Source organism: Brevibacterium sp. OS20, assembly GCF_056837565.1.
Map to the genome: position 1 here is coordinate 2,519,021 of NZ_CM166367.1, position 11,716 is coordinate 2,530,736.

9 protein-coding genes are annotated in these 11,716 nt (G+C 60.9%); 5 read left to right on the top strand and 4 right to left on the bottom strand.

From position 1 onward, the window contains the following. Positions 1-56: 56 nt before the first annotated feature. From ACVZTU_RS11285 to argC, 4 genes are read right to left on the bottom strand one after another with little or no spacing between them, the layout of a single operon-like run. Positions 57-1,334, bottom strand: a complete 1,278-nt coding sequence (locus tag ACVZTU_RS11285; RefSeq protein ID WP_482400403.1) for an acetylornithine transaminase — start codon at positions 1,332-1,334, stop codon at positions 57-59. Continuing rightward, positions 1,331-2,359, bottom strand: a complete 1,029-nt coding sequence (gene argB / locus ACVZTU_RS11290) for an acetylglutamate kinase (RefSeq protein WP_482400404.1) — start codon at positions 2,357-2,359, stop codon at positions 1,331-1,333. The genes ACVZTU_RS11285 and argB overlap by 4 nt, the downstream gene beginning before the upstream one ends. Continuing rightward, the gene (gene argJ / locus ACVZTU_RS11295; protein ID WP_482400405.1) at positions 2,356-3,534 is read right to left on the bottom strand and encodes a bifunctional glutamate N-acetyltransferase/amino-acid acetyltransferase ArgJ; all 1,179 of its coding nucleotides are present in this window, start codon (positions 3,532-3,534) and stop codon (positions 2,356-2,358) included. Before argJ ends, argB begins: the two co-directional genes overlap by 4 nt. Further along, a complete protein-coding gene (gene argC / locus ACVZTU_RS11300; protein ID WP_482400406.1) occupies positions 3,531-4,640 on the bottom strand; it encodes an N-acetyl-gamma-glutamyl-phosphate reductase in 1,110 nt (369 codons plus the stop codon). Before argC ends, argJ begins: the two co-directional genes overlap by 4 nt. Before the next feature lie 44 nt (positions 4,641-4,684). Between argC and ACVZTU_RS11305 the strand changes: the two genes are divergently transcribed. From ACVZTU_RS11305 to ACVZTU_RS11325, 5 genes are all read left to right on the top strand, one after another. Further along, positions 4,685-5,659, top strand: coding sequence for a quinone oxidoreductase family protein (locus tag ACVZTU_RS11305; protein WP_482400407.1), 975 nt, complete (start codon positions 4,685-4,687; stop codon positions 5,657-5,659). A 571-nt stretch (positions 5,660-6,230) separates the two neighbouring features. Then, entirely contained in the window at positions 6,231-6,743 is a 513-nt protein-coding gene (locus ACVZTU_RS11310) for a helicase associated domain-containing protein (protein WP_482400408.1), read from the top strand. A 653-nt stretch (positions 6,744-7,396) separates the two neighbouring features. Further along, the gene (locus tag ACVZTU_RS11315) at positions 7,397-8,167 is read left to right on the top strand and encodes a hypothetical protein (protein ID WP_482400409.1); all 771 of its coding nucleotides are present in this window, start codon (positions 7,397-7,399) and stop codon (positions 8,165-8,167) included. 255 nt (positions 8,168-8,422) lie between these two features. Further along, the gene (locus ACVZTU_RS11320; protein ID WP_482400410.1) at positions 8,423-10,564 is read left to right on the top strand and encodes an AAA family ATPase; all 2,142 of its coding nucleotides are present in this window, start codon (positions 8,423-8,425) and stop codon (positions 10,562-10,564) included. A gap of 60 nt (positions 10,565-10,624) precedes the next feature. Next, positions 10,625-10,834, top strand: coding sequence for a hypothetical protein (locus ACVZTU_RS11325; protein ID WP_482400411.1), 210 nt, complete (start codon positions 10,625-10,627; stop codon positions 10,832-10,834). Positions 10,835-11,716: the final 882 nt, after the last annotated feature.

The window sequence follows — 11,716 nt, forward strand, 5'->3', positions numbered from 1 at the left end:
GTGCCAACGCTGGCTTGTCGTCAGTGCCGAGTCCGCGGGGCGGCTGAGTTCGCGGCTCAGCCGGTGATGAGTCCGGGCAGGGCGTCGATGAACGGGGTGAGTTCGTCGGTGGTGATGGTCAGCGGCGGGGCGAGGCGCAGGCGTCCTGGTGCGACGGGGTTGATGATGAACCCGGCTTCGAGCGCGCGAGCCGCGACGGCCTTCGAGTCTGGGACCTGGCCGTCGGCGGCTCCGGCCGCACCGTCACCTGACGCACCGGCTGTCAGTTCGAGTCCGAGCAGCAGTCCCTTGCCGGTGATCTCGCCGATGCCGTCAACCTCAGCCAGTTTTGCCTTGAGCCAGTCACTGGTCTCGGTCACGTGGTCGAGGAGGTTGTCCTTCTCGATCGTCTCGAGCACGGCGAGTCCGGCCGCGCAGGCGATCGGGTTGCCGCCGAAGGTCGTGCCGTGCTGACCGGCTTCGAGCAGCTTCGTGTTCGCATCCCCGACGGTGATGGTGGCACCGATCGGCATACCTCCACCGAGGCCCTTCGCCGAGGTGATGATGTCCGGGACGACGCCTTCGCCGATCGACCAGTCCTGGTGGGCGAACCAGTATCCGGTGCGCCCGATGCCTGACTGCACCTCGTCGAGGACGAGCAGCGCGCCGGCTTTCGTCGTGAGTTCGCGGGCGGCCTTGAGGTAGCCCTGCGGGTGCTTGCGCACGCCGACTTCGCCCTGGATAGGTTCGATGAATACGGCGGCGGTGTTGTCGTTGATCGCTGCGGCCAGTGCCTCGACATCGCCGTAGGGGACGTGGACGACTCCGGGGACACCGGGGGCGAAGGGCTCACGGTAGGCCTCCTTCGCCGTCAGCGCCAGTGATCCCATGGTGCGGCCGTGGAAGGCGCCCTCGACGGCGATGATGAAGGGGCGTCCCCCTCCCCCGGCGCGGCGGGCCATCTTGAAGGCCGCCTCGTTGGCTTCGGTGCCGGAGTTCGAGAAGAACACGGCGGAGCCGGTCGGCAGGTTGAGGATCTCGTGGATCTTGTTCGCCAGTGCGATCTGGGGCGGCGAGGTGAAGAAGTTCGATATGTGGCCGAGCGTCGAGGCCTGCTCGGTGATGGCATTGACCCACGCGGGGTGGCAGTGGCCCAGGGCGTTGACGGCGATGCCGGCGAGCAGGTCGAGGTACTGCTTGCCCGCCGCATCCCACACATAGGAGCCTTCGCCGCGCACGATGTCGAGCTGCGGGGACCCGAACACCGGGGACAGCACACGGGAGAAATCGTCCCGCCACGTCTGGGCTTGATCGGAAGTCTGCCCGGTCGAAGCCTGGTCGGTCGTCTCGGTCATGAACGTCCTCCATTGCTGTCGTTGCTAGCGTTCAAACCATCCGTTGGGGCCGCCTCGGCGGGGTTCGTCTGGTGCCCGTCGCCCAGCGGTGCGGGTTCGACGATGGTGTCCTCGACCATGGTGCCGATGCCCTCCGAGGTGAAGACCTCGAGGAGGAGGGAATGCGCCATCCGGCCGTCGATGATGTGAGCCTGCTTGACCCCGTGCTCGATCGCTTCAAGCGCCGCGGTCATCTTCGGGATCATCCCCGAATCGAGCGACGGCAGGAGCTCGCGCAGCTTGTCCGGGTCGATGCGGGAGATGAGCGAGGACGTGTCCGGCCAGTTCGCGTAGAGGCCAGGCACATCGGTGAGCATGATGAGTTTGTGCGCCTTGAGCGCCTTCGCCACCGCCGAGGCGGCCAGGTCCGCATTGATATTGAGTGGCTTCCCCGCCTCTCCCCCGATCTCCGAGGCGATGGAGCAGATGACGGGCACCCTTCCGGCGTCGAGGAGTTCGGTGAGCACGGTGGTGTTGACCTGGGCGATCTCGCCCACTCGGCCGAGGTCGATCACTTCGCCGTCCACCTCAGCGGTGGTTTTGTTCGCGAGCAGAAGGTCCGCGTCTTCACCGGACAGGCCGATCGCGGCGTCGCCGTTCTGGTTGATCCGGGACACGATGTCGCGGTTGACCTGGCCGGACAGGACCATGCGGATGACTTCGGCGGCTTCCTCGGTGGTCACGCGCTGCCCGGCTTTGAACTCGGATTCGATGCCCAGACGTTTGAGCATCGCCGAGATCTGGGGGCCGCCGCCGTGGACGACGACGGGGCGGATGCCGGCGAAGCGGAGGAAGGCGATGTCATCGGCGAAGGACTGCTGCAGCTCCGGGGAGACCATGGCGTTGCCGCCGTATTTGATGACGATCGTGGCACCGGCGAAGGTCTTGATCCAAGGCAGCGCCTCGGTCAGTGCTTCGGCCTTGACCTGGGCGGCGGCGAGCCGGGCGGCCGTGGATTTCGTGGACATGTCGACGGGGGTGTTCATGAGGAGTAGGCGCTGTTCTCTTCGACGTAGTCGTGGGTGAGGTCCGAGGTCCACACAGTGGCGGTGTCAACGCCGGCGTGGAGGTCGATGGTGACGTCGACGGTGCGGTCGAACGTGACGTTCGCGGGGTCTTCGTCGGGGCCGGAGGCCGTGCACACCTGGACGCCGTTGATGATCACATCGATCTGGGTGGGATCGAAATCCGCCGAGGTGGTTCCCACCTGAGCGACGACACGACCCCAATTCGGGTCCTCCCCGAAGATCGCGGCCTTGAACAGCGCCGAGCGGGCCACTGAGCGGGAGACTTCGACGGCGTCTTTCTCGCTGGCGGCACCGCGTGTGGTGATGGCGATGTCGTGGTGGGCGCCTTCGGCGTCGACGTGGAGTTGGTGCATGAGGTCGAGGCAGAGTTCGCGCAGCAAGGTGGTGAACTCGTCGGCGTCGACGTCGGCGTCATGGGCGCCGGAGGACATGAGGATGACGGTGTCGTTCGTCGACATGCAGCCGTCGGTGTCGAGGCGGTCGAAGGACTGGCTCGTCGAGGCACGCAGAGCCTGGTCGAGCACGGTCTGGTCGAGTTTCGCGTCGGTGGTGATGACGACGAGCATCGTCGCCAGGCCTGGGGCGAGCATGCCCGCGCCTTTGGCCATTCCGCCGATCGTGTACCCACTGGCGCCGGTGCGGGTGGCGACCTTCGCCACGGTGTCGGTGGTCATGATCGCTTCGGCGGCGGCTTGGCCGGATTCGACGCTGTTGTCGGCTGCAGCGACGAGCGGGGCGAGGTTGGCAACAATCGAGTCGCGGAAGTCCTGGCCGCCGACGCCGATGAGCCCGGTCGAGCAGACGAGCACGTCATCGGCCGGGGTGGCGGTGCCGGCGTCGGTGAGGAGTTCGGCGGTGGTCTGCGCGGTAAGCGTGGTGGTCTCGTAGCCGAAGTCGCCGGTGTAGCAGTTCGCTCCCCCGGAGTTGAGGACGACGGCGCGGGCCTGCCCATCGGCGGAGGCTTTCTGGGACCACAGAACAGGGTTGGCCTTGCACCTATTCGAGGTATAGACGGCGGCGACGGCGGTGTCGGGGCCGTTGTTGACCACGAGCGAGAGGTCTTTGGTGCCAGACGGCTTGAGTCCGGCGGTGAGTCCGGCAGCGGTGAAGCCGAGTGGGGCGGTGACGCTCATGGGGCGACTCCTTCGAGGGGAAGTGCGGTGGTCTCGTCGAGACCGAGGGCCAGGTGGATAGATTGGATGGCTTGACCGGCAGTGCCTCGCACAAGGTTGTCCAGTGCCACGACGACGAGGATCTTGCCTGCGCGTTCGTCGACGGTGAACTGGATTTGCGCGACGTTCGATCCGGTCGTCGCCGCGGTCTGCGGCCACTGGCCGTCAGGGAGGACGCGGACAAAGGGTTCGTCACCGTAGGCCTGAGCAAAGGAAGCGGCCAGCTGGTCCTTGAGTGCTGCGGTGTCGAGGAGTCCTTCAGCGGTCCGCGGTGCCGCTTCCCCGGCGTCGGCGGTGATGGTCGCGAGGATTCCGCGGGCCATGGGCACGAGCGTGGGGGTGAAGGAGATGCGAGTGGGTCCGTCGGCGGCGTCGGCGCCGAGGACTCCGTTGAGGTTCTGTTCGATCTCGGGCACATGCCGGTGCGTGCCACCGGTGCCGTAGGGCGAAGCATTGCCGAGGATCTCTGAGGCGGTGAGATGCGGCTTGAGCGCCTTGCCAGCCCCGGAGACACCATTGGCTAAGACTGCATTGAGCCCGGCAGGTGCGGCGAGTCCTGCCTGAATGAGCGGTGCGAGCCCGAGGCTCACTGCGGTGACATTGCAGCCGGGCACAGCGATGCGTTTCGTCGACTTCAGTGCTTCGCGCTGCTTCGTGCCATCTGCGGTGAGCAGCTCGGGCAGACCGTAGGTCCAGGTGCCCTGGTGCTCGGAGCCGTAGAACTTCTCCCAGGCGGCAGAGCTGATAAGCCGGTGGTCGGCGGCGAGGTCGACAATGAGGGTGTCGGGGCTCGTCTGCTCGAGTTCGGCGGCGATCTGTCCGGACTGACCGTGCGGGAGCGCGAGGATGACGACATCGTGGCCGGCGAGCACCTCGGCGGTGGACTCCTGGACCACGAGGTCAGAGAATCGGGGAAGATGGGGTTGATGTCGGCCGAGCTTCTCACCCGCGGTGGAATGTCCGCACACCGTGGTGACGTTCAAGTGGGGGTGAGTGCTCAGCAGCCGGAGGACCTCTCCCCCGGCGTATCCGGTGGCACCGGAGACGGCAACCGTAAGATCGTTCATATGTATAACCATACCAGGCAATTAATTTATATGCAGGAGGCGTCATGACCCAGGCAGTTCGTGCGATGCAGGCCGGTGGACCGGAGGTCCTTGAGTTCGGTGAGATCGAGACCCCGAAGCCGGGCCCCGGTGAGGTACTCGTCAACGTCGAGGCTGCGGGCGTGAATTTCATCGACACGTACCGTCGTTCGGGTGTGTATCCGATGGAGTACCCCCACATCGTCGGGTCCGAGGGCACAGGTCGCATCGCCGAGGTTGGCGAAGGCGTCGAGAGCTGGCAGGTTGGTGACCGTGTCGCCTGGCATGAGGCACCAGGGTCGTATGCGACGCAGGTTGTCGTGAACACGGATAACCTCCTGCGCGTGCCGGAAGGCGTATCCGCCGAGGTGGCTGCGGCGATGCCGCTGCAGGGGCTGACTGCGCAATACCTGGCGACGAGCTCGCATGAGATCAAGCCGGGACAAACGGCACTCGTGCACGCCGGTGCCGGTGGTGTGGGACTGCTGCTCACGCAGATCATCAAGCACTTGGGCGGCAATGTCATCTCGACGGTGAGCACGGACGAGAAGGCGGAGCTGTCGCGGAAGGCCGGCGCGGATGACGTGTTCCTCTACGGTGAGGGCGTTGATATCACGGCGAAGGTCAAGGAGCTCACCGATGGTGAGGGCGTCGATGTCGCATATGACGGTGTCGGCAAGGACACCTTCGATGCATCTTTGGCATCGATCAAGCCGTTGGGTTCGATGGTGCTCTTCGGCGGGGCATCGGGTCAGGTCCCTCCGTTCGACATTCAGCGCCTGAACTCCTCGGGCGGAATCTTCCTCTCCCGTCCCTCTCTGGCCTGGTTCGTCCGCAGCTCGGAGGAGCTGGCGAAACGTTCGGCAATGCTCTTCAACGGCATCGAGCACGGCTGGCTCAACTTCCGAGTGGGTGCGACTTTTACCCTGGCCGATGCGGCAGAGGCACATCGGGCGCTCGAGGGGCGGAAGACGACTGGCAAGGTTGTGCTGACTGTATGATCAGGGCCTCAACTTGAAATTAGGCCGGGTTCTCCAACCATGGTGAACCCGGCCACTGCATAATCCATTCACCAGGCCAAACTGAAAGACAGGATTTAACCCATACCAATTGAGGCACGTCGAACACCTCCAGCGATGAGCGGTCGGGTCGATCAATTTCACGATGCAATTTGACGGCTCCTTACCTCTGGACGAATCTCTATAGCATTCAGAACCTAACACCACTTACGCCCCTAACTGCCTGGTAGATGGCCCTCCGCCCAATCGAGCAATCTACTTCCGCCACGCTCCAACGGCCCGAACTCGGGACTAAGCAGGCTAGAATCCCGTTATGAGGCTCATCGCGGTGGCTTTAAAGTTGGCGGTAGGCAAACTTGAGTTGATCCAGCCCAGATGAACGGTGCGCCGAACGACCACCAATGCAAGTTAGTACCATCTTCGTCGAAGAAGCAGTAGCAGGCGAGAACCTGCAGCTCGAAATCGTACGCGGTCGCAGGTAACCGTGGTAGGACAATGTTGACCAACCACCGTTGAAATTACCGCCAAGGTGGCCGAGTAGGTTGGAGGAAAGATGGCACGGCAGGGCGTAGACTTCGAACGTGGCATGGCACGTCTAGCCTCGTATGCCCGGTTCCATGGGCATGCAAACCCTAAGAACAATGAAGTATGGCTCGAATGGAGGGTCGGACTTTGGGTGCGCGAGTTGCGGGAGAAGCGTCGTGCGGGAAAGCTCTCGGAGAACCAGGTCGCCGATGCCCTCAGAATTGGCGTGCGTTTTGAACCGCCGTACCGGGACAAACCTGTCCGACTTACCGGAGCGCAGCGCCGCGAGGCTGAGCAACTGGTACGGCTAGAGAAGCTCAGGCCGTTCTACAAGAAGCACGGGCACATCAACGTGAAGCAGATCGAGGGAGTGGACGGTTGGCCACGTGCGGGAGGATGGATTGCACGCCTACGCCAAGCTTATCACCATGGGAAGCTGCCGGTGTCGGTCATCGAAAAGGCGGAGGCGATGGGAATAACGTGGAAAGCCAAGTCGCCCCCACGTCAAAATTGCGCCTCGGTTGCTGATTCTCGACCGTGAGGTCAACAGTAACTTTTCCGCTTCCTCAGCTACCGACCTCGACTGGATCAGCAGCCTGAGCATTGGAGTGTTGTCGACAGCAAGGTCAGGCAAACAGCGGAACACGGCACTAAATTTCACCCACACCTGAGTACCAGTAAGGCGGCAATGGGGCCCACCTCGCGCACTTCGGGTTCGTCGGCAAGCTCTAACAGTGATCCAGTGAAGCAAACTAGCCGCGAGAAGTCGCAGACCACCAGCCGATCGTCTTTGCGCAGGGTGTTAAGGCAACACTCCCGTTCGGGGCGGAACACGCCCTTCCTTCCAGAAGTCTTCGCGGAAGAACTGGTCGCAGATAGCAGTCTTGAGTTGACTAGGCCGTCGATCGCGAAGGTGATGCTTCGTGCCGACGCGTGCAAAACTGAGGTCCAAATCTTCTCCTGGTGACATCAGACGAAGACCCTAATCACGGAAAGTACCCGGCTTACATGCCTCCGGAGCAATTCTCTATTTAGAAGAGTTTGCAGTGGACGTGATAAGGAAGACTCTGTCAGCAAAGTACGACCCGAAGCAGGGCGGGGGTTGCGGAATTTTGACTGCTTGTACAGCTATGCCGCATATAGCTCGTTTGTGGAGAGTGGATGTGCATCCCTGGACAGTGCGACAATCTGGTCGTGAGCACACTCTCGTCCCGAGCCGAACAAATCGCAGCCTACCTCGTCCGCCACGACAAGGGCGCAGAGGTCATCCCGTACGACACCGACGGCCGTCAGGGAGCCGTCGACTACCAGCTCCAGTGGCCAGATGGCACCGTCGGCGCTCTGGAGGTCACACTGGTTACGGACCGAGCTTCAATCGTTTGGCAGGGCATGGCGATGAAGGACGGATGGAGATGGCCGGCCGAAACGTCTTGGGACTTCCGACCAAACAAAGTGAGCTTCCCGTACAAGAAGACCAAGCAGGCGGCGATCCGGGCTGTGCGACTCTGCGATCATTGGTCCGTGGATGATCCCGCCGAACTATCAGCTAAGGTCTTGGCTGCCGAGCCAGAGCTCGCAATGTTTGGCCCAGATGGCGTCGGAAGACTCAGCCGCACTGGCCTCAAGCCAGGGATCACGCCCTTCCAGAGCACGAGGGCTGAGTTCACAGAGGCGGCACCAGAGGACTTCGCACGAGTGGTCGAGTCCTGGCACGAGCACCCACACCTTACACCGCACCTAGAGAAGGTGAAGCGCGCGCCTCTTGCTTCCCAGCGTCAATTGTTCGTAGTCGTCGTAGACGAAGCACTGCCATCTCGCTTTTTCACGGACGACTTCGATGAGCCCCAATCAGCCCCACAGGGATTCGAGGACCTCGACGCACTTTGGGTCTGGTCCAACTATTGGCATCGGTACCTTGTCTATCGCGCAGGTACTTGGGCCTGGCTCGATTTTCCACCGAAGTAGATGGATCACGTCAGACCTTGCCTCCACCACGCCGCCGGAGCGCATCGTGCAAACCGGGCAGCCCATCAAGGCAAGTTCGCGCCCATGATGCACGAAGTGTTTGACCAGCGCCTGACGCCGCGATGACTGCTCGCCTCAAACGTCGGCGCACCATGTCATAGTCTTAGACATCATGCACCTGCATGTTCCTTGGGAAAGCGTTCGGGGCTCTCGATTATAGCCCGTGCCCGAGCGCGCTACACGATGGAGCCGAAGATGACGCTGGTCGAACTGGACGTTTCAACAGCACGAGATGCAAAAGATCCCGACTTTCAGCTCGCCATTCGGAACTGCAACAGCATCAATGAAGCCGCCATCTCCTTGCGGCGTGGTGCCCTAAATATAAAGTACGGACCGAACGGCCTAGGCAAGAGCACCATCGCGAAAGCATTGACATTAAACGCCGAATGCAACGGGGATCTGAAAGAACTTACCCCGTTCAAGCATCGAGCTCAGGAGGAGGCGCCGCTCCCCGAAGTGGCCGGAGCCGAGAGCATCAAGAGCGTACTGACATTCAATGATGAATACGTTTCACAGTTTGTCTTCCGCAATGACGAAGTGCTCGAAAACAGCTTCGAGATCTTCATCAATACGGAGGAGTACCAAGCCGGTCTCCAGCAGATCGAGGCCATCTTCGAGGCACTGAAGAAGACATTCGTCGAGCAAGACGAGTTCAACGAAGCGATTCGCAACTTCGAAGAGCTTCATGAAGTGTTCAAAGTGACTAGTGCGGGAAAAGTAGCGCAGAACAGCAAGGGCGCAAGGGCGCTGCGCATTGGCGGCAAGCTGGAAAACATTCCAAAGCCACTCGCAGGATACAAAGGCTTCCTCCAGAGCGAGGATCCGGCTAGCTGGATTTCGTGGCAAGTCAAGGGCAAAGCCTTCCTTGAGCTCTCCGACAACTGCCCGTTCTGCTCATCAGAGAGCATGGACAAGGCAACAGCGACCCAAGTTTCTGCTGAATACAACTCCACGTCTGTCAAGCACATGAGCCACCTGAGGGACGTGATTAACAGGCTTGGCAGGTACTTCGAGCCTGGCCATCTCGAAAGGCTTAAACAGCTGACGACGTCGATCGTTGATATTACTCCCGAACAAGAGACCTTCTTAGTTACGCTGCACGAGCAGATCGCGACACTTCTGCAGAAGCTGACCAGTATTCGCTATCTGTCTTTTCACGCATTACGGGACGAAGCAGACGTTGCCGGCGCATTGCGAGATATCAGAATTGACCTCTCCTGGATGCCTGCCCTGCATTCCGATACCAGCGAAGCTGTCGTTGAGTCGATCAACAGTGACCTCCAAGTGGTAGAGGAAAAAGTCATCGACATCAGAACGCAGATCTCGCGACAGAAACGCACTGTCAGCAAGATCATCCAGAAGAACCAGCGCGCCATCAACGATTTTCTCAGCTCAGCTGGCTACAAATATAAAGTTCGAGTTAATGCGGAGGGCGATTCGTACCGGATGCTCCTTGAACACCAGGACGTACCCGGTCACCTCGAAGCTGCAGCCAACCACCTTAGCTATGGAGAGCGGAACGCGTTTGCTCTCGTGCTCTTCATGCACCACGTCCGATGGGAGAAGCCAGATTTAGTCGTACTTGACGACCCGGTGTCGAGCTTCGACAAGACTAAGAAGTTCGCTATCCTCCACGAGCTGTTCCACGGTAAGAACAGCATCAGTGACGTTACGTCTCTCTTCCTGACCCACGACATCGAACCGGCGATCGACATCGTGCGCACCGCACCGGTCAGCAAGCCAGCTGTTCACTTTCTGCTGAGCAGAGATGGGATTGTCTCCGAAAAGCCAATTATGGAGGCAGACATCCAGACGTTTTCGCAGGTGTGTGAGGAAAACATCAAGACCGCTTCGGATCCAGTTATCAAATGCATTTATCTTCGACGCCTGCTGGAGGTCCACGGCTCCAGGGAGGGCGGATATGAATTGTTATCGAATCTCCTGCACGTGCGAGAGGTGCCTATTTGGAAGCGTCCCGCCCAGGCGGACGAACCTATGACTTCGTCAGAGGTCGCTGATGCCACCGCCAGCATTAGATCGCACATTCCGGACTTCGACTATTCCCAACTCCTCAGATCTTTGAGTGATCCCAAGGACCTTAGGGACCGCTTCGAGGCTACGGATGTCGGCTATGAGAAGGTCCAACTGGTCCGGGTGATGACTGAACTGGGCGCAGTCTCGTTCGAGGGCGACAGAGTCTTCAGCAAGTTCGTAAAGGAGTCCTACCACATTGAAAACGAGTACGTCATGCAGTTGAATCCCCAGAAATTCGACGCGGTGCCGGATTACGTTATCGCTTCATGTAATGACCTCATTGAGCGTTCTGTAACGCCATAGCCCCGGCACGGCGAATTGCTGAGTCCTGTCTGGAAGTTTGTTCTCCCATAGAATCAGCAAATGGAGTACGACGAGCTCGACGGCCCTGAGGGCACACCGATCCGTGCACCGAAGTACGAGAGCTACAGGACGTGCACCGAGTGCGGTGGCGACTGCTATCCCGACCCCAGCGTCGGTGCAGATGGCCTGGGCGTGCGCATCGCGTTCGTCTGCCCAGAACACGGCGTTCACAGCGTCGTCGATCCATTCGAGGAGGCGAGGGAGCGATGATTGGCGAGTTCTTCAGCATCAGCGCAACCAACATCGGTCACGCTGCGATGCGTGCTGCGAGCAGACCGATTCCTCAAGATGATCCTGCCGAGATGAAGCTGGTGCTGCGCACCGAGAACTCAGACCGTGGAGAGGTCTATATCGAGGTCAGCACGCCGATTGGCTTTCCGGTAACATCCGCGTCAGCCAGGCGAAGGTCTGGGGCATCCTGCGGATCGAGGACTCAGTGGGCTGAAGAGCCACGTGCCAGCGCTTCATCGACGATCGTGCTGAGCAGGGGCGTCAGGCGGTGCCTGAGGGGCTGGCCTATGAGGCTGTTGCGACAGCTGACTGATCAACTAACGGTGAGCCCGGGCACCGGTTTCGGGTCAATCTGAACCGTTGCCGGGCCGAAGGTCCTCTTCCCGCGAGGGTGCGGCTGCAGCGTGACAGTCATAAAGAAGTCGATTACGCGGCGCTTGGTCATCAGGTCAGCCTCGTCGAAGGCGTTGCCCGGATCCCGAACGTCTAGCACTCTGGCGCACGGACTTGTGCTCTACCTCGGAGCGGGCAACTGCAGCCTCGACTCGAGCAAAAAGCCGACCATTGTCGGTTGTCAGATCAGCCTCACCGTTCGCCGTCACCATCAACAGGCCGCGGTCCTGGGACACGTCGATCCAGTCCCCCAGGCTGGCGGGGTTGACTGGTAAGGTGGTCCAAGTCCCAGCAGATGATGGCATCGAAGTAGGCGGCCATCTCGTCGTAACCCGGTCGGCGCTTGGTCTTGTCGGTGACCGACTTGGACTGATCGACGTACTTCTAAAACCTCCCACCCTCGGTCGCTGTCGATCTTGAGGCAGTCCTCACGCTGGCCGTCATTGGCCAGCCTATCCATGTTGCGGT